At 72.0% G+C, this 22037-nt stretch carries 17 protein-coding genes and 1 pseudogene; 5 read left to right on the top strand and 13 right to left on the bottom strand.

The features are described 5' to 3' along the window. Positions 1-124: 124 nt before the first annotated feature. The 5 genes and pseudogenes from ACIBBH_RS27675 to ACIBBH_RS27655 all read right to left on the bottom strand — a co-directional run. Entirely contained in the window at positions 125-2101 is a 1977-nt protein-coding gene (locus tag ACIBBH_RS27675; RefSeq protein ID WP_399409100.1) for an ATP-dependent DNA helicase, read from the bottom strand. Positions 2102-2271: 170 nt separating this feature from the next. Further along, the gene (locus tag ACIBBH_RS27670; RefSeq protein WP_399409098.1) at positions 2272-3072 is read right to left on the bottom strand and encodes a GNAT family N-acetyltransferase; all 801 of its coding nucleotides are present in this window, start codon (positions 3070-3072) and stop codon (positions 2272-2274) included. Positions 3073-3148: 76 nt separating this feature from the next. Then, positions 3149-5095 carry an IucA/IucC family protein gene (locus tag ACIBBH_RS27665; protein ID WP_399409096.1) on the bottom strand — a complete coding sequence of 649 codons (1947 nt, stop codon included), beginning with the start codon at positions 5093-5095 and terminating at the stop codon, positions 3149-3151. A gap of 66 nt (positions 5096-5161) precedes the next feature. After that, positions 5162-6634: a diaminobutyrate--2-oxoglutarate transaminase family protein gene (locus tag ACIBBH_RS27660; protein ID WP_399409257.1), complete on the bottom strand. Its 1473-nt coding sequence runs from the start codon at positions 6632-6634 to the stop codon at positions 5162-5164. Between the two features lie 364 nt (positions 6635-6998). After that, positions 6999-7232: pseudogene (locus tag ACIBBH_RS27655) on the bottom strand (hypothetical protein); the annotation flags it as partial. 173 nt (positions 7233-7405) lie between these two features. Between ACIBBH_RS27655 and ACIBBH_RS27650 the strand changes: the two are divergent. The 3 genes from ACIBBH_RS27650 (at position 7406) to ACIBBH_RS27640 (ending at position 9470) form a co-directional block, all read left to right on the top strand. Then, positions 7406-7660, top strand: a complete 255-nt coding sequence (locus ACIBBH_RS27650; RefSeq protein WP_399409094.1) for a hypothetical protein — start codon at positions 7406-7408, stop codon at positions 7658-7660. A 205-nt stretch (positions 7661-7865) separates the two neighbouring features. After that, a complete protein-coding gene (locus tag ACIBBH_RS27645; RefSeq protein ID WP_399409092.1) occupies positions 7866-8033 on the top strand; it encodes a hypothetical protein in 168 nt (55 codons plus the stop codon). 210 nt (positions 8034-8243) lie between these two features. Next, entirely contained in the window at positions 8244-9470 is a 1227-nt protein-coding gene (locus ACIBBH_RS27640; RefSeq protein ID WP_399409090.1) for a trypsin-like serine peptidase, read from the top strand. 70 nt (positions 9471-9540) lie between these two features. On the opposite strand, the gene hflX is transcribed toward ACIBBH_RS27640, so the two are convergent. From hflX to miaA, 6 genes are all read right to left on the bottom strand, one after another. Continuing rightward, entirely contained in the window at positions 9541-11034 is a 1494-nt protein-coding gene (hflX, locus tag ACIBBH_RS27635) for a GTPase HflX (RefSeq protein ID WP_399409088.1), read from the bottom strand. Positions 11035-11262: 228 nt separating this feature from the next. Next, complete coding sequence (locus ACIBBH_RS27630) at positions 11263-12858, bottom strand: M1 family metallopeptidase (RefSeq protein ID WP_399409086.1); 1596 nt, start codon at positions 12856-12858, stop codon at positions 11263-11265. 102 nt (positions 12859-12960) lie between these two features. Next, complete coding sequence (locus ACIBBH_RS27625) at positions 12961-15255, bottom strand: RelA/SpoT family protein (protein ID WP_399409084.1); 2295 nt, start codon at positions 15253-15255, stop codon at positions 12961-12963. Positions 15256-15538: 283 nt separating this feature from the next. After that, entirely contained in the window at positions 15539-16408 is an 870-nt protein-coding gene (gene dapF, locus ACIBBH_RS27620) for a diaminopimelate epimerase (RefSeq protein WP_399409082.1), read from the bottom strand. Between the two features lie 255 nt (positions 16409-16663). After that, on the bottom strand, positions 16664-17164 hold the full coding sequence (locus tag ACIBBH_RS27615) for a hypothetical protein (RefSeq protein ID WP_399409255.1): 501 nt from the start codon (positions 17162-17164) through the stop codon (positions 16664-16666). Between the two features lie 108 nt (positions 17165-17272). After that, a complete protein-coding gene (miaA, locus tag ACIBBH_RS27610) occupies positions 17273-18211 on the bottom strand; it encodes a tRNA (adenosine(37)-N6)-dimethylallyltransferase MiaA (protein ID WP_399409080.1) in 939 nt (312 codons plus the stop codon). 182 nt (positions 18212-18393) lie between these two features. On the opposite strand from miaA, the gene ACIBBH_RS27605 reads away from it, so the two are divergent. Both ACIBBH_RS27605 and ACIBBH_RS27600 read left to right on the top strand, forming a co-directional pair. Beyond that, complete coding sequence (locus ACIBBH_RS27605) at positions 18394-18684, top strand: hypothetical protein (RefSeq protein ID WP_399409078.1); 291 nt, start codon at positions 18394-18396, stop codon at positions 18682-18684. Between the two features lie 24 nt (positions 18685-18708). After that, positions 18709-18996 (top strand): antitoxin, encoded by a 288-nt coding sequence (locus ACIBBH_RS27600; protein ID WP_399409076.1) that lies wholly within the window; start codon positions 18709-18711, stop codon positions 18994-18996. Between the two features lie 63 nt (positions 18997-19059). Here the strand turns inward: ACIBBH_RS27600 and ACIBBH_RS27595 are convergent, their stop codons facing one another. Together ACIBBH_RS27595 and miaB are read right to left on the bottom strand one after the other, a co-directional pair. Then, the gene (locus tag ACIBBH_RS27595; protein WP_399409074.1) at positions 19060-19794 is read right to left on the bottom strand and encodes a class III extradiol dioxygenase subunit B-like domain-containing protein; all 735 of its coding nucleotides are present in this window, start codon (positions 19792-19794) and stop codon (positions 19060-19062) included. 29 nt (positions 19795-19823) lie between these two features. Then, positions 19824-21350, bottom strand: coding sequence for a tRNA (N6-isopentenyl adenosine(37)-C2)-methylthiotransferase MiaB (miaB, locus tag ACIBBH_RS27590; RefSeq protein ID WP_399409072.1), 1527 nt, complete (start codon positions 21348-21350; stop codon positions 19824-19826). Between the last annotated feature and the right edge of the window lie 687 nt (positions 21351-22037).

Below are 22037 nucleotides of genomic sequence, written 5' to 3'. Positions count from 1 at the left end.
TGCCCGGGCCCCGGCACCCCCGGGGGCGGGGGGGGGGCGTGGGGTGTTTGGGGCCCCGGGGGGGGGGGGGCCGGGCGGGCCGGGGGGGGGGGGGGGGGGGGGGGGGCCGCCCCCCCCCCCCGACTCACATCGCTTCCGCCTGCTTCGCCGCCGCGTCGATCGCCGCGAGCGACTTGCGGACCTGGTTGCGATCCGTGGTGTACCAGAAGTCGGGCAGTGACGCCTTGAGATAGCCGCCGTACCGTGCGGTGGCCAGCCGCTGGTCCAGTACGGCCACCACGCCCCGGTCCCCCGACGCCCGTACGAGACGGCCGGCGCCCTGGGCCATGAGGAGCGCGGCGTGGGTGGCGGCGACCGCCATGAAGCCGTTGCCGCCGGCATCCTCCACGGCCTTCTGGCGGGCGCTCATCAACGGGTCGTCGGGGCGCGGGAACGGGATCTTGTCCATGACGACCAGCTGACAGCTGGGGCCGGGTACGTCGACGCCCTGCCACAGCGACAGCGTGCCGAACAGGCAGGTCGCGGGGTCCGCCGCGAAGTTCTTGATCAGTTCGCCGAGGGTCTCCTCCCCCTGGAGCAGGATCGGGAACTCCGGGATCCGGGAGCGCAGCTCCTCGGCGGCGAGCTGGGCGGCCCGCATCGAGGAGAACAGGCCGAGCGTGCGGCCGCCGGCCGCCTGGATGAGCTCGGTCAGCTCGTCGAGCATGTCGGCGCGGTCGCCGTCGCGCGCGGGACGGGCCAGATGCTTGGCGACGTACAGGATGCCCTGCTTGCGGTAGTCGAAGGGCGAGCCGACGTCGATGCCCTTCCACTGCGGGATGTCGTCGCCCTCCGTGCCCTCGGGGGCGAGCCCCAGGGAGGCACCGACGCCGTTGAAGTCGCCGCCCAGCTTGAGCGTCGCCGAGGTGAGGACGACGGAGCGGTCCGAGAAGAGCTTCTCCCGAAGCAGACCGGACACGGACATGGGGGCGACGCGCAGGGAGGCGCCGAAGCGGTCGTGCCGCTCGTACCAGACGACGTCCCACTCGGAGCCGTTCACGATCCGCTCCGCCACGTCGTGGACGGTCTCCACGGAGGCCAGAGCCTGCTTGCGGACCGCGTCCTCGTCCTGGACCGACTTGTCACGGGTCGCGCCGATCGCCGAGATGACGGTGCGAGCCGCGTCCCGCAGGGCCATCAGGGCGTAGCCGAGGTCCTCCGGGATCTCCTCCAGGCGGCCCGGCAGGGCCAGCTCCATCAGCCGCTCGAAGCCCTCGGCGGCGGTCTGGAGCTGGTCGGCGGCCTTCTCGTTGACCAGCTTCGCGGCGCGGCGGACCGCGCGGTTGACCTGGCCGGGCGTGAGCTCGCCGGTGGCGACACCGGTGACGCGGGAGACCAGCTCGTGCGCCTCGTCCACGATCAGCACCTCGTGCTGCGGAAGCACCGGCGCGCCCTCGATCGCGTCGATGGCGAGCAGGGCGTGGTTGGTGACGACGACCTCGGCGAGCTTGGCGCGCTCGCGGGCCATCTCGGCGAAGCACTCGGCACCGTACGCGCACTTCGAGGCGCCCAGGCACTCCCGGGAGGACACGGACACCTGCGACCAGGCACGGTCGGAGACGCCGGGCGTGAGGTCGTCGCGGTCGCCGGTCTCGGTCTCGTCCGCCCAGTCACGCATCCGCAGCAGGTCCTGGCCCAGCTTGCTGGTGGGGGCGGCGGCCTCGAACTGGTCGAAGAGACCTTCCTCCTCGTCCTGCGGCATGCCCTCGTGCAGCCGGTGCAGGCACAGGTAGTTCGACCGGCCCTTGAGCATGGCGAACTCCGGGCGGCGGCGCAGCAGCGGATGCAGCGCCTCGACCGTGCGCGGCAGGTCGCGCTCCACGAGCTGACGCTGCAGGGCCAGGGTGGCCGTCGCCACGACGACGCGCTCCCCGTGCGCGAGCGCGGGCACGAGGTACCCCAGCGACTTGCCGGTACCGGTGCCGGCCTGGACCAGCAGATGGGATCCGTCATCGATCGCCTCGGCGACCGCTTCGGCCATGGTGACCTGGCCGGGGCGCTCCGTACCACCGACTGCTGTGACGGCGGCGTGCAGGAGTTCGGGGAGTGAGGGCTCTGTCATAGCGCGTCAACCCTACGGCCCGGCACTGACAAACGGGCGATCAAGTGCGGGACGAGGGGTGGTATCACCGGGTCACGCGGCTGGATCAAAGATTTTCCCATTCCTGCGGCCGGCTGGGAACCGGAGTGGCTCGAGCTTCGTTCCATCTGTGACGAAGTCGTTACGCAGCGCTACAACAGATGACGCAGTGACCGGTCTCGGATCATGAGGGCAGCCCGCTTGGCGGGCAGGTCGACCTCGGCGCCGAACCGGAAGCCTGCAGTCAGGAAAGCGGCCACGGAGGGGGTGTTGCGAAGGTCGGGTTCCGCGACGACGCGAACGCAGGCCGGGCGGTGGTCCAGGACCAGGTCGGCGACCGCTCTGAGCAGGGCCGAGCCCAGTCCCCGCCCACGGGCGGCGACCCCGCCGATGAGGAGGTGGAGGCCGGTGTCGTGCGGGCGGGCCGGGTAATGGCGGGCCAGCGGGTCGAGGTCGGCCCGGTACACCTCCCAGTAGCTCATCGGGGCGCCGTCCAGCATGCCGACGCACGGGACGCTGCGTCCGTCGCCGTCGAGTTGAGCGCGCAGGTGGTCCTCGGTCCGCGCCGGGGAGCCGGCCAGGTCCCAGAACGCGGAGACGGCGGGGTCGTTCATCCAGCGGCTGATGAGCGGCAGGTCCCGCTCGACACGGACCGGCGTCAGCTGGAACGCGCCCACGGGTGTGGCGGTCGGGCCCCAGTCGCCGACGCCGTCGAGGAGGTCGTCGGCGGCCGGGGTCAGCGCGCCTCTCGCTTGTCCACCGCCCGGTGCGTGCCCGGCGCCCGGTGCGGCCTCCGTGGTGTCCTCGGCGTCCGTGGCCTCCTCGGCGAAGAGGGCGACGAGTTCGTCGGGCAGCCGCAGGTCCAGTGTGTCCTCGCCGTCCCCGCCGGTGTCGGGGCAGTCCGCGGGGGCGGAGACGGGGCCTGCGTCGGCGCTCGCGTCGGTCGGAGGCACGGCGCGCTCCTCTCAGGAGACGAGGTGGGTCATGTTCCTCAGATGGGGATGAAGCCGGTGCTGTCGTGCTGTCGGGTCAGGTGTGAAGGGGGTTGGCGATGGTGACGTAGACGGACTGGGTGTCGACCGGGCCGACCAGTTCGTCGAGGCCGTGCAGCCGGGTCAGCAGGTTGGCCTTGCAGCGCAGCACGGGCGAGTCGAGCAGGAGGGCGGGCAGGCAGGTCCGCAGTGCGGCGGGGCCTGAGGCAACATCGCCGAGGAACCGGCGGAAGGCGGCGAGCAGCAGGTGTTCGTCGGCCAGGTGCTGGGATCCGAAGGCCCCGATGAGCCCGAGCACGTTGTTGATGGCGAGGTAGTACGCGAAGCGCTCGTCCGTGACCTCGTCGGAGACGAAGGTGTCGCTGTGCACGCCGATGCCGGGCAGGCGCGCGTCGAGTCCGGCACGCCGGGACTCGCGGAAGTAGTAGCCCTGGTTGTCGCGGTAGCGGCCGCCCGCGGGCCAGCCGTCGCCGTCGAGCAGGAGCAACGTGTTCTGCTGGTGTGCCTCCAGGGCGATGCCGGCCTCGCTGTCCAGCCACAGGACCGGACGCACGACCGTTTCCAGGTAGCGCAGGAACCACTCGGTGGCGACGGCACCACGGGGTCGGCCCGTTCGTTCGGCGAGCCGCGTGACGATCACGGCCAGCCGGGAGCGCAGGGGCGGCATTCCGGCGGGCGGGCGGGCGGCGCCGGTGGCCGGCTCGGCGTGGGGCCGGGGTGAGACGAGTCCGGCCACGCAGGAGACGTCGTCGGTCGGGGTGAACGGGTTGTGCCGGATCACCACGTCGAGTCCGGGCACGGGCCGGCCGTCCAGGTCGTCGACGGCCAGCCAGGCCGGGTCGCGGACGATGTCGAAGCCCGGGTGCGCGGCCTGCCACTGCTGGACCAGGCCGCCGCGCAGCAGGCGGTGCACCTCGACGCCGCGGTGGAGTTCCTTGCGGAGGTTCTCCCGGCGGGAGTTGGTGATCCGCAGGCCGAGGGACAGCTTGAGCATGGCGGGGGCGCCGGACCGGTAGACGGTCCGTACGGAGGAGGTGGGGTGCCACGGGGAGCCGTGGGTGCCGAGTTCCCTGAGCAGCCCGGCATCGAGGAGGGCCGCGGTCGTGTCGCGGTGCCCGAGCTCGCGCCGCTGCCAGGGGTGCAGGGGCAGGGCGGTGTATCCATCGGGCAGGGACAGCCCGGGGCCGGCGAGGCGTGCCGTGAGCCGGCCGGCCGGTACCGGACGGCCGCGTTCGGTCCAGGCCGATTCGGTCGCGAGCAGGCAGGGGGCGACGGCGATCCAGTGCAGGGGGAAAGAGCCGAGCAGTTCGGGTGAGTACAGGCGGGCTTCGGAGTCGGTCAGGCCCTCGCGGCTCTTCGGGGTCGGGTGGAAGGGGTGGCCGAGCAGGAGTGCCTGTTCGGCGGCGAGGAAGCGGTCGGGTCCGTCAGCGGGGCGTGCGCGCCGGTCGCTGATGAATGTGGCGGTACGGCGCACGGAGTCGGCCACGCGGGCGACGAGGTCACCTCCGTCGCCGCAGGCGGCACCGGGGGCCGTGCCGGTGCGGTCGGTCCGCCCGTGCGTCTCCCTGCTGAGCAGGGCCGCGAGCGTCACCGCGTCGAGCGGTGAGGCGTCCTCGGGGGCGTCGGCGAGCCGGGGAAGTCCGAAGCGGTGCCAGCCGGTCGAGGACCAGTGGCGGACCGGCGTGATCAGGGCCGTGCCGCTGGTGGGCAGCGGGATGCGGAGGGCGCCGGCCTCGGGTGCGGCGAGGTTCCTCTCCCGTACCCAGCAGCGGAGCAGGTTCTCCACGGCGGCGGCCTGCGCGGCGGTGTGCGGGTCGGGGTGTTCCAGGGGGTCGGCGGCGGCGCCGCCCGTCGGTTCGGCTTCCGGGGACCGCGGTTTCTGCCGGGGCATGGACTCGGTGGCCGGTACGGGTGAGGAAGGGACGCGGTGGGTGTGGAGGTGCGGGACGCGGGCACGGCCGTCTGGTGCTGGGATGGCGTTCAAGGCTTGTCCTTGGAAGGTTCGTTCAGGGAGGGAGAGCTCGACGACGCGGTGCGGGCCGGGTATGTCTCAGCCGCTGGGCTTCTTGGCTCCGCCTGCCTGGGAGAGACGCTCCACCGCCGCGACCGCGTCGGCCAGACGGTCGAGCACGGCAGCGGCCTGCTCGTCGCTGATCGTCAGGGGCGGGAGGAGTCGTACGACGCTGGCGTGGCGGCCGCCGAGTTCGACGATCAGGCCACGGCGGAGGCACTCCCGCTGGACGGCGGCGGCGAGTTCCGGAGCGGCGGGGAGTGGAGTGCGCGGAGTCTGCGCTCCGGCGGTCGGCGGTGCGGGGTCGTTTCCCGGGCCGGGAACAGGTCCCGGGGAGAGAAGGGCGTCGCCCTGCCTCTCCGTTTCCGCTTCTCCGTCCCCCTGCGGATCCACCACCTCGACGCCGATCATCAGCCCCCGGCCGCGCACGTCGCCGACGCAGGCGAACTCCCGAGTCAGGTCGGTCAGTTGGGAGAACATGCGGGAGCCGAGCACGGCCGCGCGTTCGGTGAGGCCGTTCTCGCGGACGTGGGCGAGGGTGGCCGTGCCCGCGGCCATGGCGAGCTGGTTGCCGCGGAAGGTGCCGGCGTGGGCGCCGGGCTCCCACACGTCGAGGTCGTCGCGGTAGACGACGACGGCCAGCGGGAGGCTGCCGCCGATGGCCTTGGACAGGACCATCACATCCGGCGTGACACCGCTGTGCTCCACGGCCCAGAAGGCGCCGGTCCGTCCGACTCCCGTCTGGACCTCGTCGGCGATCAGCGGGATGGCCCGGGCGGCCGTGATCTGCCGCATGCGCCGCATCCAGTCGTCCGGGGCGGGAATCACGCCGCCCTCGCCCTGGACGGGTTCGAGGATCATCCCGGCGGGCAGCGGCACGCCCGACTTGGGGTCGTCCAGGACGGACTCGGTCCAGCGGGCGGCGAGTTCGGCGCCGCGCGGGCCGCCGACGCCGAACGGGCAGCGGTAGTCCTGCGGATAGGGAAGGCGGGCGACCCGTACATCGCAGGCACCGCCGGACGCGGCCAGGGCGCCGGTGGTCATGCCGTGGTAGGCGCCGGTGAAGGCCAAGATGCCGGCGCGCCCGGTCGCGGCGCGCACGAGCTTGAACGCGGCCTCCACGGCGTCCGTGCCGGCCGGTCCGCAGAACTGCACGCGGGCCCGGTCGGCGAGGCCGGGGGGCAGGGTGCGGAACAGCTCGGTGATGAAGGCGTCCTTGACCGGGGTCGCCAGGTCGAGGACGGACAAGGGGGCGCCTGAGTCCAGGACTTTGCGGATCGCCTCCAGTACGACCGGGTGGTTGTGGCCGAGGGCGAGAGTTCCCGCGCCGGAGAGGCAGTCGAGGTAACGGCGGCCGTCGGCGCCCTCGATGGTCAGCCCGCGCGCCCGGACCGGCACGATGGGGAGGGCGCGTGCGTAGGTGCGCGCCGCCGACTCGCGCGCCGACTGACGCCTCAGGATCCCCTCGTGTGCTCCGCGCACTCCCCCGGACACCGATTCCGCCACGGCCACGGCCTTGTCCTCCCGCTGTCCAGAGGTGATGTGCTCCCTCACGGGGACCGGGCACAGGCAGCAGGCCCCCCACCGCTACCAACCGCGGACCGGCCGACCGGTTACGGGTCACTTCAAGATCATTGCCGTGACGGACACCGTTGCCGTGCGCCGCACTGCGGCAGAGCCTGTCAGGGCCGGGGATCAGTACGCCTTGGTCTGCGACTCCCAATAAGTTCCTCGGGGACCCCGGCTTGGCGTCGTCGTCAGCGGCGGGAACGGGGCCGAATGCGTCGCCGAGTTCCATGGAAAGCGGCTTGCCGGTCCGCAGTGCCGGCCGGTGCGGCAGGGCGTCGCGGCCGTGCGCGGCGGTGCTGTGCGGATTGCCGGTGGCGGCGAAGTTGGCCACGTACTGGCAGGTGGTGTCGGCGATCTCGTGGTCCTTCGCCGTCCACGGCCGGTTTGTTCCGTAGCGGCTGCCGAAGAGGTAGTACAGGTCGGCGCCGTAGGAGGCACCGACGGTGGCGGCGTCCCGCGCGGGCGTGATCGGATTGCTGGGGTCCGCGCCGGGCGGGACATGGGTCCGGAAGTAGCTGTGGACCGGGCTTCGGTTCCCGGCCGTCTTCTTGAACTGCGTGCCCGCAGGAAGGTCGAGACGCGTTCCTCGTCGCGGGCATAGTTGTCGTACTGGGCCGCCGCCTCGGCATCGGAGGTGGCGGGGTACAGGGCGAGGAACTCCGCGGCGCGGTCGCGGACTCCGCGGCGGCGTACGCCTGGAACTGGGCCACCGTCATGGACAGGGCCGCGGAAGCGCCGTTCTCGTCCTTGTCGTTGCCGGTGCAGACCGGCACGTCGGCCTCGGCTCCGGACGTCATGGCGGCGGTGCAGATGGTCGGCAGGACGTACCCGTCGAGGACCTTGCCGAAGCTGGTTCCGGCGCTGGAGGCGCCGGCCTCCTGGACGCCGACGGGCACGACACGATCGGTACCGGTGCGCCCGAAGCCGACCGGGAAGAGCGGCGAGCCCCGTCCCTCCGCCGTGTCCTGACTCCCGCCCCGCACCTGCACACCATGCCCGGTGACTTCTCCGGTGTGCACGACCCTCTCTTCCTCCGCGCCCTCTGCCTCGGCGACGCAGAGACCGAAACCGCCCTGGTGTCCCTGGAGCTGATCGAGTCGGGCGACATCACCCCGCTCCGCGACCGGATCGAACGGGAACTCGGCATCCCCGCCGACCACGTCGTATCGGCATCGTGCCGGCCGCGGCATGGCTCGCCGAACGCACGACCCTGCTTCCCGACAACCCGCTCAACCACGTCTCCGACGCGCTCATCGCCCATCCGTTCCTCGTCGCCGGAGCCTTCGCGGCCGTGGCGGCGGCCGGCTGGTCCGTAGCCGACCTGCGCATAGCCAGGACCTGAAGAGCACGGTCGGTAGCTCTCCAGGTGAACGGGCAGGTCAGACAGCTCGTAGCGAAACCGTTGCCGTTCCGTCGGAAGTCCCCCACAGCGAGCGCATAGTGTGTGATGTCGTTCCCAGACGTCCGTGAGACCGGCGTGAACTCCCCATGAGTTCCCGCGGATCCCACAGACACAGCGCCGAGTTCCTTTTCAACAGGGGGAGTCAAGAGCATGCGATCCATACGGCCGTCGTTCACCGTTCACCGAAGGAGGAGCACACCCCGCAGAACCTCCCCTGTGCTGGCGGCCGTCGCCCTCGCCTCGGCGCTGGCGCTGACCGCCACCGCCTGCAACGGTGACGACAACGCCGACGGCACGCCCACCGCCTCCGCGACCAGCGGTGACACCGGTGACGGAAAGATCAAGGTCCCGGACGACATCAAGAACAAGCTCAAAGAGCACGGGATCGACATCGACAAGTGGAAGAACGGCGCCTGGAAGAACTGGGACAGGGACGACTGGCTGCGCGAGGCCAACGACTTCATCAACCCGATCATCAAGGGCCTGTGGGACCCGGACCGCATGCGGGACGCCGACGACCCGGACAAGGGTGTCGACGACAACGACATCTCCGGTGACCAGGGCGTGACGGACCCGACCCCGGCACCGGTCAAGGCGCAGGCGGTGCGGCCGCCGTACCACACCAACGCGGCCACGGCCGGCAAGGTGTTCTTCGACTCCCCCGAGGGCACGATGGTCTGCTCGGCGACGGTGGTGGAGGATCCGGCGCACCCCGGCAAGTCCAACCTCATCTGGACGGCGGGCCACTGCGTGCACGCCGGCAAGAGCGGCGGCTGGTACCGCAACATAGCCTTCGTCCCGTCGTACAACAACGCGGGCAAGACGGCCGATCAGCTGCAGAACGCCACCAAGGCCGAGGTCGCCCCGTACGGCGTCTGGTGGGCCGACGCGGCGCAGACCTCCCAGGAGTGGATCGATCAGGGCGGTGAGACGGGCGGGAACGGTGCGTCGTACGACTTCTCCGTCATCCACGTCACGCCTGAGCAGGGCAACGGCGGGAAGTCGCTGGAGGAGACGGTCGGTTCGGCGCTTCCGGTGGACTTCGAGGCCCCGGCGGTGCCGAAGGTGCAGAGCATGACGGCGACCGGCTACCCGGCCGCGGCGCCGTACGACGGCCAGCTGCTGTACCAGTGCCAGGACAAGCCGGGACGGCTGTCGATCCAGAAGTCGGATCCGACGATGTACCGCATCGGGTGCACGATGACGGGTGGTTCGTCCGGCGGCGGCTGGGTGGAGACGGGCTCCGACGGCAAGCCGGCGCTGGTTTCCAACACCTCCATCGGCCCGGTGTCCGCGGGCTGGCTGGCGGGTCCGCGGTTCGGCGACGTGGCCAAGGGCGTGTACGACTCGGTCAGCAAGAAGTTCGCCGGTCAGTAGGCGGCTGAGAAGACAGCGCGAAGGCCCGCTCCCGCTTGCTGCGGGGGCGGGCCCTTCGCTCTGTAGCGTGTCAGAGCGCCGGAGTGGGCACGTACGGCGCGAGATCCGCCGCCAGTTCCTCGTGCACCCGCACCTTGAGCAGCGTGCCCTCCGCGGTGTGCTCCTCGGAGATCACCTCGCCCTCGGTGTGGGCACGGGCGACCAGCTTGCCGTGCGTGTACGGCACCAGCGCCTCGATCTCGACGGACGGCCTGGGCAGCTCGTTGTCGATGAGCGCCAGCAGCTCGGTGATGCCCCGGCCGGTGCGGGCCGAGACGGCGATGGAGCGCTTCTCTATCCGCATCAGCCGCTGGAGCGTCAGCGGGTCGGCCGCGTCCGCCTTGTTGATCACCACGATCTCGGGCACGTCGGTGGCGCCGACGTCCCGGATCACCTCGCGCACGGCGGCCAGCTGCTCCTCCGGATTCGGGTGCGAACCGTCCACGACGTGCAGGATCAGGTCGGAGTCGCCGACCTCCTCCATGGTGGAGCGGAACGCCTCGACCAGGTGGTGCGGCAGATGCCGTACAAAGCCGACCGTGTCGGCCAGGGTGTACACGCGGCCGCTCGGGGTCTCGGCCCGGCGCACGGTCGGATCGAGGGTCGCGAACAGGGCGTTCTCGACCAGTACGCCCGCGCCCGTGAGGCGGTTGAGCAGGGAGGACTTGCCGGCGTTGGTGTAGCCCGCGATGGCGACGGAGGGCACCTTGTTGCGGCGGCGCTCCTGGCGCTTGATCTCGCGGCCCGTCTTCATCTCCGCGATCTCCCGGCGCATCTTCGCCATCTTCTCGCGGATCCGGCGCCGGTCCGTCTCGATCTTGGTCTCACCGGGACCACGGGTGGCGAGGCCGCCGCCCTTGCCGCCGCCCATCTGGCGGGACAGGGACTGACCCCAGCCGCGCAGCCGCGGCAGCATGTACTGCATCTGGGCGAGCGCGACCTGCGCCTTGCCCTCTCGGGACTTCGCGTGCTGGGCGAAGATGTCCAGGATCAGGGCCGTACGGTCGATGACCTTGACCTTGACGACGTCCTCGAGGTGGATCAGCTGGCCCGGGCTCAGCTCACCGTCGCAGATGACGGTGTCGGCGCCCGATTCGATGACGACGTCGCGCAGCTCCTCGGCCTTGCCGGAGCCGATGTAGGTGGCCGCGTCGGGCTTGTCGCGGCGCTGGATGACGCCGTCGAGCACCAGCGCGCCCGCGGTCTCCGCGAGGGCGGCGAGCTCCGCGAGGGAGTTCTCCGCGTCCTGCACGGTGCCCGAGGTCCACACGCCGACGAGCACGACGCGCTCCAGGCGGAGCTGGCGGTACTCGACCTCGGTGACGTCCTCGAGCTCGGTGGAGAGACCCACGACGCGGCGCAGGGCCGCGCGCTCGGAGCGGTCGAACTGGTCGCCGTCCCGCTCTCCGTCGATCTCGAGGCTCCAGGCGACGTCCTCTTCCATCAGGGCATCGGCCCGAAGACCTTCGGGGTAGGCGGGCGCGAGGCGCTTGGTGTCCTGGGAAGGGGAAGAAGAGGAGGTCATTTGATCCTTACGTCGATGAGGAATCCGGTTGGCGGCGACGGAGCGGTGGCGGGTCTCCGCGGCCGCAGGGGCCCTCGGAAGGGTCCGTCACCTTCCACAACGCACGAGTACCCCGAGAGATTCCCGTGGCCCCTGCCGCGCCGACCCGAAGATGGTCGCACGGCACGCCCCGTCTCGTCACCGCCTTATTCCCCGGTACCCGGGGGCAGCGGGCCGGGCCGTCCGGGCTCAGCGCTGCGGGGCGGCACCGACCCCCCTGGCCGCTCGCCGAGCGTCCGCCCGACGTGCCCCAGCCTCCGCCTTCACCGGCCCACCCTGCTTCTTCGCCACCCGCTGCGGCGGGGCCGACTTCCAGGCCGGGTGGCCCGGCATCGGCGGTGTCTTCTCCCCGTACAGCCAGGCCTGGAAGAAGGCGGTCAGGTCGCGGCCGGCGATGTGCGAAGCGAGGTCGGTGAAGTCGGCCGTGGTCGCCGTGTCGTCGCGGTGCCGGCGTACCCACGTCCGCTCCAGGCGTTCGAAGGCGGGGCGGCCGATCTCCTGGCGCAGGGCGTAGAGGACCAGCGCGGCGCCGTCGTAGACGTTGGGCCGGAAGATGCCGATCTTGTCGCCGGACTCGGGCGGCTCGGGCAGCGCGGGCGGGCCGTCGGACGCCCGCCAGCGGTCGGAGGCGCGGTAGGCGGCCTTCATGCGGTCGACCATGGGCTTGTGCGCCTTCTCCTCGGTGTACAGGGCCTCGTACCAGGTGGCGTGCCCCTCGCTGAGCCACACGTCGGACCAGGTGCGCGGACTGACGCTGTCACCGAACCACTGGTGGGACAGCTCGTGCACCATGATCGACTCCTTGTTCCACCCGGGGCGGGCGGGCTCGGTGAACAGCCCCTTCTCGAAGAGGGAGAGGGTCTGCGTCTCGAGTTCGAAGCCGGTGGCGGCCCGGGCCATGAGCAGGCCGTACGTCTCGAAGGGGTAGGGCCCGACCTTCCTCTCCAGCCAGGCGATCTGATCGGGGGTCTTCGCGAGCCAGGGTTCGAGCGCCTTGCGGTCCGCGGCGGGGACCACATCGCGCACCGGCAGGTCGTGCGGTCCGGTGCGGTGCACGACCGCCGAGCGGCCGATGGACACCTGTGCGAGCTCGGTGGCCATGGGGTGCTGGGTCCGGTACGTCCAGGTGGTCGAGTCGCCGGCCCGGTCCACGCCGGCCGGCAGGCCGTTGGCGACGGCCGTGTAGCCCTTGGGCGCGGTGACCCGGATGGTGAACATGGCCTTGTCAAAGGGGTGGTCGTTGCACGGGAACACCAGGTGCGCGGCGTCGGCCTGGTTGGCCATGACGAGCCCGTCGGCGGTCCGTACCCAGCCGACGTCCCGGCCCTCGGCGGGCCTCGGGTCGCTGGTGTGCCGCACGGTGATCCGCGTCCAGCTGTCCTCGGGCAGAGGTGTCCGCGGTGTGACCACCAGGTCGTCGCCCGCGTCGGCGAAGGTGGCGGGCGTGCCGTCGACCTCGACGGAGTCGACCGTGCCGTGCGCGAAGTCGAGGTTGAGCCGCTCCAGCGGGGCGGTGGTCCAGGCGTCGATCGTGGTGACGGCCTGGAGGGGCTTGTCGTTGCGGCCGGGATAGGTGAAGGAGAGGTCGTACGACGCCACGTCGTATCCGGGGTTGCCCAGGTACGGGAAGAGCCGGTCGCCGACGCCCAGCGGGACGGCCGGGGCACTCGCGGCGAGGAGACACACGGAGACGGCGGAGGCGAGGGGGGCGGCGGCCTTCCTCCGGCGGGGGGCGTGGGGGCGGGCGCCGGGTCGCCGATCCGGCATACGGGACGTGAGCAGCATGCACCACCGCTACCCGCACGGGTCCGCCCTCCTGCGCCGACGCGCGACCGCCCCACCCGAACGGGGTCGCCCGGCTCGGCCGGTTCGCCGCGGGCGCGTCGCTCAGGAGTCGGGCCCCTGGTGCTGCGTCCGGCTCACGTCGTACACGCCCGGCACGTTCCGCATCGCCCGCATGAGGGCCGGGAGGTGGGCGGCGTCCGGGAGCTGGAGGGTGTAGGTGTGGCGGACGCGCTGCTGGGTCGGCGGCGCGACGGTCGCGGAGACGATCTCGGCGCCTTCCAGGGCGATCGCCTCGGTGAGGTCGGCGAGCAGATGGGGGCGGCCGAACGATTCAGCGAGCAGCGTGACCCGGCACCCGGCTGTGTCACCCCAGCGCACGCCGACCTCCGCGCGCCCCACGCTCTTCATGCGCGCCACCCCCGCGCACTCCACGCGGTGCACCGTCACCACCCCACCCCGCACGGCGAAGCCGGTGACCTCGTCGGGCGGTACGGGCGTACAGCACCCGGCGAGCCGAACGGTAGCCCCCGGCCGGTCGACGACCACGTCGGCCGCTCCGGGCCGGGCGGAAGGGGCGTCGGTGACGGGTCCGGGCCCGGAGCGCGAGTCCCCGTCGGCCACCGCCCCGGAGTGGCCGGTGGTGCCGTCGGCGGCGCCGGGGGACGGTGGCGGACCCGCCGGACGGTCCACCTCGCCCGCTCCGCCCCGGCTGCCCGCCTCGGCACCGCTCCAGCCGTCCTCCCCGGCCTCCCCCGCGGCCGTGTCGCCGGCCTCCGGGTGGGCGGCCAGCCACCGCTGGATGGCGATGCGGGCGGCCGGGGTGTGGGCGTGCTCCAGCCACTCCCGGGAGGGCTCGGAGGCGGGGTCCTGGCCCATGAGGAGCTGGACGGTGTCGCCGTCCCTGAGGACGGTGCTCAGGGTCGCCAGGCGGCCGTTGACGCGGGCGCCGATGCAGGCGTGCGCGTCCTCGCCGTACTGCGCGTACGCGGCGTCCACGCAGGTGGCGCCCTCGGGCAGGCCCAGCGTGCCGCCGTCGGGCCGGAAGACGGTGATCTCGCGGTCCTGGGCGAGGTCCTCGCGCAGGGTGGACCAGAAGGTGTCGGGGTCGGGTGCCGCCTGCTGCCAGTCGAGGAGGCGGGAGAGCCACCCGGGGCGGGTGGGGTCGGCGCGCTCGCCGTCACTCGCGGTCTGCTCCTCCGAAGGAGGCGCGTACGGGTTGCCGAGCGCGATGACCCCGGCCTCGGCGACCTTGTGCATCTGGTGGGTGCGGATGAGGACTTCGACGACCTGCCCGGCCATGGGGGTTCCCCCGGGCGAGTCGGTTCGAGCCCGGGGGAGGGCGACGGCGGTGTGCAGCGACTGGTACAGGTTGAACTTGGGTACGGCGATGAAGTCCTTGAACTCCGAGACGACGGGCGTCATGCAGGTGTGCAGCTCCCCCAGGACGCCGTAGCAGTCCGCGTCCTCGTTGACCAGCACCAGCAGGCGGCCGAAGTCGGCGCCGCGCAGCTGCCCGCGCTTGCGGGCGACGCGGTGGACGGAGACGAAGTGCCGGGGGCGGATGAGGACTTCGGCCGGGATACCCGCTTCACGCAGGACTGCGCGGGCCTCGTCGGCGACCTCCGCGAGCGGGTCGTCGGGACGGGCCGCGTTGGCGGCGATCAGCTCGCGCGTGTGTGCGTACTCCTCGGGGTGGAGGATCGCGAAGACGAGGTCCTCCATCTCGGTCTTGAGGGCCTGCACGCCGAGGCGTTCGGCGAGCGGGATCAGGACGTCCCTGGTCACCTTGGCGATGCGGGCCTGTTTCTCGGGGCGCATCACGCCGAGTGTGCGCATGTTGTGGAGCCGGTCGGCGAGTTTGATCGACATCACGCGGACGTCGTTGCCGGTGGCGACCAGCATCTTGCGGAAGGTCTCGGGCTCGGCGGCAGCTCCGTAGTCGACCTTTTCCAGCTTCGTGACCCCGTCGACGAGGTAACGGACCTCCTCACCGAACTGTTCCCGGACCTGATCCAGCGTCACGTCGGTGTCCTCGACGGTGTCGTGCAGCAGTGAGGCCGTCAGCGTCGTGGTCTCGGCTCCGAGTTCGGCAAGGATCAGGGTCACGGCGAGCGGATGCGTGATGTAGGGCTCGCCGCTCTTGCGCATCTGGCCGCGGTGCGAGGACTCGGCCAGGACGTAGGCGCGGCGCAGCGGTTCGAGGTCGGCGTCGGGGTAGTGGGCGCGGTGTGCCTCGGCGACGTGGCCGATCGCGTCGGGCAGTTTGCCTCGGGCGGCGGGGCCGAGCAGCGCGGCACGGCCGAGTCGGCGCAGGTCGATCCGGGGGCGGGCCTTCCTGCGGGGCGCTGTAGGGACTACAGGGCCTGGGGTCGCGGGGTTCGTGGCCTCCGCACTCATGGGCACCTCCGGCTCGTGGACCGGCGGACGGGCCCCCAGGGCGTACACGGCTCAGGGATGGCGACGTTCCCCCGTCCGTGCCGGTGCTTGATGCTACCGAGCCCATCACGCCCGACTGACCGCCTCTCGCCGAGCGTGAAACGGATCACCCATTCGAGCGATGCCGGAGAGGTTTACGGTTTTGCGCCACGTGTTTCGTGACCGGCCATGGTTTCGCACCACCCGAGACGCCGGGAGCTGCGGATTCGGGCGTCCGGGCCGGTCGGGACCAGGGTTCGCGTGGTCAGCGGACCGCCATTTCCAGCCACTCGGCGTCGATCTCACCCTCGGCGACGATCACGGCGGGACCGGTCATCTCGATCTCACCGTCCGGCCGTTCGGTGATCAGCAGTCGCCCGCCGGGCACGTCGACGGTGTACGTCGCCGGGGTGCCGGTGACCGCCGGGTCTGCGCCGTCCCGGCGCGCGGCCGCGACGGCGACGGCGCACGCGCCCGTGCCGCAGGAACGGGTCTCGCCGGAGCCGCGCTCGTGCACGCGCATCGCGACGTGGCGGGGGCCGCGGTCGACCACGAACTCGACGTTCACCCCGTCCGGGTAGGCGGTGGCCGGGCTGAAGGGCGGCGGGGCCAGCAGGTCGCCGGCGTGCGCGAGGTCGTCGACGAAGGCGACCGCGTGCGGGTTGCCCATGTTCACGTTGCGCGCGGGCCAGCTGCGCTCACCGACGCTCACCGTGACGTCCCCTTGGGGCAGGCGCGCGCTGCCCATGCCGACGGTGACGTCTCCGTCCTTGGCGATGTGGACGTTCTTCACGCCTCCGCGCGTGGCGACCGCGATGTCCCCCTCCGTCACATGCCCGGCGTACTGCAGGTAGCGCGCGAACACGCGCACTCCGTTGCCGCACATCTCCGCGATCGAGCCGTCACCGTTGCGGTAGTCCATGAACCACTCCGCCTCGGCCGCCATGCCCCTGGCCTCCGCATGGGCGGCGGACCGCACGACGTGCAGCACGCCGTCGCCCCCGATGCCGGCCCGGCGATCGCACAGGGCGGCCACGGCGGCGGGGGTCAGGTCGAGGGCGTTCTCGGGGTCCGGGACGATCACGAAGTCGTTCTCGGTGCCGTGACCCTTGAGGAAGGCGATCCGCGTGCTCATTCCTCGATCCTACGGGCTGCCTACGACATCCCGACGGCCACAGTGGCAAGGGCCTGTCCGGCGGATCATGCCGCAGACGCGGGGCTTGGCACGCCCTCCCCCGTTCTCTGCTTCGCTCGAGCGGGCGGTGCCCCCACCGGCGTTGTCGTCGGTCGCCGACTCCCTCCTCCGCCTTGCAGCTGGACGCACCAGGCCCCGCTCACCAGCGCTGATCGGGCAACGTCGGTTCCTGCGCCATGATCCGCAGGACAGGCCCTAGCGCAGCCGAGCCACCCGCCACACGGCGAGAACCACCACCACGGCCACCAGCAGCACGTATCCGAGCACGACCCGCCAGTCGGGCCGGCGGCCGGAGCCCCGGGCCGGCAGCCCCGGCCAGGTGTAGCCGACGCGGCGGGCGGCCGTCATGCCCCAGCCCGCGGCGCAGGAGCAGATCAGCAGGCCCAGCATGGCGATGACGGCGCCGCTGTCGCCGAAGTCGAAGGCCAGCGGGAAGGCGAACATCAGGGAGCCGACCGCGGCCAGGGCCACGATGGGCGCGAGCTGCCAGATGCGCAGCCGGCGCTGCGGGCGCAGTTCGACCTCGACCTCCGGGCCGCCCGCGAACATCTCCTCGGGCTCGGGGCCGTCGGCGGTCACGCCGCCCGGCGTCTCGTCCGGTCCGTCGGGGCTGAGTCGGTCCTCGCCCTGTTCCGGTTCGCCGTCGATGGTGACGTGCTCGGTGCTTCGTGCGGTGTCGCGAGGGCCGGCCTCCATCGCCACGCGCCCTCCCAACTAGGACTCAACTTGGTCGATCGAAGCTCGATGATGGCACGATGCCGGAGGCCGGGATGGCCGGCGGCGCATCCCGATGCCATGACGTGATCAGGCTGTGACCGGTCGTTCGACCAACGCCAGAGCCAGCTCCGGAAGTTCCGCACGGTCCGTCGCGGCCCCACTCAACCAGTGCACCCGCGGGTCGCGCCTGAACCATGAATCCTGGCGGCGCGCGAAGCGTTTGGTGGCGCGTACGGTCTCGGCCCGGGCTTCCTCCTCGCTGCACTCCCCGGCGAGCGCGGCGAGCACCTGCTGGTAGCCGAGCGCGCGCGACGCCGTACGCCCCTCGCGCAGGCCCTGCGCCTGAAGTGCGCGCACCTCCGCCACGAGCCCCGCCTCCCACATCCGGTCGACCCGGCGCGCGATGCGCTCGTCGAGCTCGGGGCGGGCCACGTCGACGCCGATCTGGATGGTGTCGTAGACGGAGTCGTGTCCGGGGAGGTTGGCGGTGAAGGGCTGGCCGGTGATCTCGATCACCTCAAGGGCCCGGACGATACGGCGGCCGTTGCTGGGCAGGATCGCGCGCGCGGCCTCGGGGTCGGCCGCGGCCAGGCGCGCGTGCAGGGCGCCGGAGCCGCGCAGCGCCAGCTCGTCCTCCAGGCGGGCCCGGACCTCGGGGTCGGTGCCGGGGAACTCCAGGTTGTCGACCGCTCCGCGCACGTACAGGCCGGAGCCGCCGACCAGGACCGGCCAGCGTCCCTCGGCGAGGAGTGCGTCGATCCGGGCGCGGGCCAGCCTCTGGTACTCGGCGACGGAGGCGGTGACGGTCACGTCCCAGATGTCCAGCAGATGGTGCGGGACGCCGCCGCGCTCCTCGGGCGTCAGCTTGGCGGTGCCGATGTCCATCCCTCGGTAGAGCTGCATGGAGTCGGCGTTGACGACCTCGCCGCCGAGCTGCCGGGCCAGGAATACGCCCAGATCGGACTTTCCGGCCGCGGTGGGTCCGACGACGGCGATGACGCGGGGGGCGGGGGGTGCGCTGCTCACCGCACCAGTCTCGCAAACCTCCCGGCCGCGCCTCGAACGAGTTACGTGACGGTCCGGGTCCGGGGTCGTTGCCCGTTGCGAGGTACCTGCCGCCTGCTTCAGGAGGCGGCGAGCCGGGTGGCGCAAACGGGCGCACCGGGCTACGCGGGATTTCCCCCGCACGAGTAACGTATGGAGCGGATATGGGTGTTTTTGCGCGACTTCTGCGGAGGTCGAAAGCGACGGAGGAGGCGTCGGCCGCCGAGGCGCGGACCGGCACGGAGCCGGGCGGATCCGAGGCGGAGGAAGCGGCGGAGGCGAAGGGACCCGCGGTGGAGGACGGGGCCGCGGAGCCGGCGGCGCGGACGGAGGACGCCCCTTCCGACGCCGCGGAGGCGGGCCAGGCCGGTGCCGCCGAGGCCACCGAGATCCCCAAGCAGCAGTCCGCCGAGGAGGCCGCCGACAACGAGGCCGGTGACGGCGCCCGCACGTAACCGCCCGTCAGGGAGGTGGGATCAATGGGTCTCCTGGACAATCTGAAGGCCAAGCTCGCCCCGGCCACGGAGAAGGTGTCGCACCTCGCGCAGCAGCACGGGGACAGGATCGACAAGATCCAGCACGGCATCGACAAGGTCGCGAAGATCGTCGACGAGCGGACCAAGGGCAAGTACAGCGACAAGATCCAGACCGGCACGGGGAAGGCCAAGGACGCCATGGACCGGCTCGCGCACAAGGGCGGCGGTACCGAGGCGGGCGACACGGCGGCGGGCCCGCCGCCGGACGTGCCGCCGCCACCGACTTCCTGAACGGCGGCGGCCCACCGATCGGCGGACGGCCGCGGAGCGGGACGGCTCCCGGCCGTCCGCCGTTCACGCCGTCTCCGGGGCCCTCCGGGACCAGGCCGCGACCACGTACCCCACGCCGTACGGCGCGTCCTCGTACAGCAGCGTGCCCGTGAGGTCGGCGTTCTCGGCGGCGCCCGCCAGGACCTGCCAGGGGGCGCGGCCGGAGGCCTTGAGCTCGTACGCCAGCTCGGGGTCCAGCATCTTCAGGGCCGGCACGTCCGCCGCCCCGAGTGCACGCGCGACCTCGGCGTCGAAGGGCGCCGCGCGCTCGTCGAGGTAGCCCGGCGCCTTCACCGTACGGCAGGCGCTGGCGTCCCCCATCACCAGCAGGGCCGGCCGCGGGGTGCGCGCGCCGATCTCCCTGCCCACCTCGACACACCGCTCCGGGGCGAGGGGTTCCCCCACCCCGAGTCCTTCGACGGGGGCGTCCGCCCAGCCCGCCCGCTCCAGCAACCACGCGCCGACGGCGAGCGACGGGGGCAGCGTGCGGTCGGACACCGTCCCCTCACCGGGGCCGAGCCGGACGTCGAGGTCCACGCCGAAACCCCGGAAGGAGCCCGGGGTGCCCTGCGGGTGCGGTCCGCGCCCGCTCTGCTCGGCGGGCCCGACGACCACCAGCCGGTCGGGGCGGGCGGCGGCGAGCATGCCGAGGGCGTCCGCGCACGCGGCACGCGCGGCGTCCAGCTCGTGAGCGGCGTCCGCGGCGACCTCGGGCACGAGCAGCGGCGGGCAGGGGCAGACTGCGGCGGCGACAAGCATGATCGGCAGGGTAACGCCGACCGGGGGCCTCAGTCGCAGCCGCAGCCGCTCGTCACGACCGGCAGCGGTGCCGGCACGCCGATCTTCGGCAGGCCGAGCATCACCCCGGCCGGCTTGGCGGCCTCCGCGGCGTTGCGCTTCTCCCAGGCGTCGCCCGCGCGCGTGGGGCGCACGGCGAGGACGGGACCCTCTGCGAGGAGGTGGTGCGGGGCGGCGTACGTCACCTCGACCGTGACCACGTCGCCGGGGCGCACCTCCTGCTCGGGCTTGGTGAAGTGGACCAGGCGGTTGTCGGGGGCGCGGCCGGAGAGGCGGTGGGTGGCGCCGTCCTTGCGGCCCTCGCCCTCGGCGACCATCAGTTCCAGGGTGCGGCCGACCTGCTTCTTGTTCTCCGCCCAGGAGATCTCCTCCTGGAGAGCGACGAGACGCTCGTAGCGCGCCTGGACGACCTCCTTGGTGATCTGGTTGTCCATGGTCGCGGCCGGGGTGCCGGGCCGCTTGGAGTACTGGAAGGTGAAGGCCTGCGCGAACCGGGCCTCCCGGACGACGTGGAGGGTCTGTTCGAAGTCCTCCTCGGTCTCCCCGGGGAAGCCCACGATGATGTCGGTGGTGATCGCCGCGTGCGGGATGGCGGCGCGGACCTTCTCGATGATCCCCAGGTAGCGCTCCTGCCGGTAGGAGCGGCGCATCGCCTTCAGGACCGTGTCCGAGCCGGACTGCAACGGCATGTGCAGCTGCGGCATGACGTTCGGCGTCTCGGCCATGGCGGCGATGACGTCGTCGGTGAAGTCGCGCGGGTGCGGCGAGGTGAAGCGCACGCGCTCCAGGCCCTCGATCTTCCCGCAGGCCCGCAGCAGCTTGCTGAACGCCTCGCGGTCGCCGATGTCGGAGCCGTACGCGTTGACGTTCTGCCCGAGCAGCGTGATTTCACTGACGCCTTCGGCGACGAGCGCTTCGACCTCGGCGAGGATGTCGCCGGGGCGGCGGTCCTTCTCCTTGCCGCGCAGGGCCGGGACGATACAGAAGGTGCAGGTGTTGTTGCAGCCGACGGAGATCGACACCCAGGCCGCGTACGCGCTCTCGCGCCGGGTCGGCAGCGTGGAGGGGAAGGCCTCCAGGGACTCGGCGATCTCGACCTGCGCCTCTTCCTGCACGCGCGCGCGTTCCAGCAGAACCGGCAGCTTGCCGATGTTGTGCGTGCCGAAGACGACGTCCACCCAGGGCGCCTTCTTCACGATGGTGTCGCGGTCCTTCTGCGCCAGACAGCCGCCGACCGCGATCTGCATCCCGGGGTGCTTGGCCTTCTTCGGCGCGAGCCGGCCCAGGTTGCCGTACAGCCGGTTGTCGGCGTTCTCACGCACCGCGCAGGTGTTGAAGACGACCACGTCGGCGTCCCCGTCCGAGCCCTCGGGCGCGCGCACGTACCCGGCATCTTCGAGCAGCCCGGCCAATCGCTCGGAGTCGTGGACGTTCATCTGGCACCCGTAGGTGCGGATTTCGTAACTCTTGGATCCTTGAACGTCCACTGCCGGGCTCCGGTCGCTGCTGCTGGTCATGCCTTAAGGGTAGGCGGTCCCGGAAGACGCCCGCCCCGCGCTTCAGAGAGTGCTCCAGTGACAACCCACCGCCCTCGGCTGTACGCCGGAAGGGCCGCCACGGTCCGCGAAGATCAGCGGTGAGCCGACAGTGGAACGGTGCCGATGCGGGCGTGGAGGAGAGATGGCTCCTCCTGTAGGCGAGGGTCCTTCTGGTATTCCACGCCCCCCAAGATCGGTGCGGACAGGGGGCGTGTCGGGTGAGTTCGAATTCTTGTTGCGGAGGTTGCGTTTGGCCAGGTCCGCGAAAGTCTGCGGGTCGCGTTCCCCGCGGCGCGGTAGGGGGCGTTGCCGGGGAGCATGTGCCAGTTCGCGGTGATGATCGAGTGCTCGACGGCGACCAGGGCCTTGAGCGGGCCGCGCCGGGCGGTCAGCCGAATTCGGGTGTCCTTGTTCTCACCGCGCCGAACGCGGCCAGGCCGAGGCAGGGCAAGAACCTGCCCGGTCGCAAGACGGACGTCTCCGACGGGGCCTCGCCGTTCCGGGAGGGCCAAGGTGGAACAGGACCTCCGGCCCCGTGCTCACGATGGCGCTCCCCGGTTCCCCGGGCCCGCACTCAGATGACCCGCGAGCGCGGGCGGATCGTTCAACGACTGGACATCACCAAGAAGGACGTCACGGCGCGCGTCCGCACCCGAGCACGAAGCG

It is taken from the genome of Streptomyces sp. NPDC051636, from assembly GCF_044453765.1.
Classification (GTDB): domain Bacteria; phylum Actinomycetota; class Actinomycetes; order Streptomycetales; family Streptomycetaceae; genus Streptomyces.
Note: the sequence above shows the minus strand (reverse complement) of the source record. Positions and strands in the feature narration are given on the sequence as shown.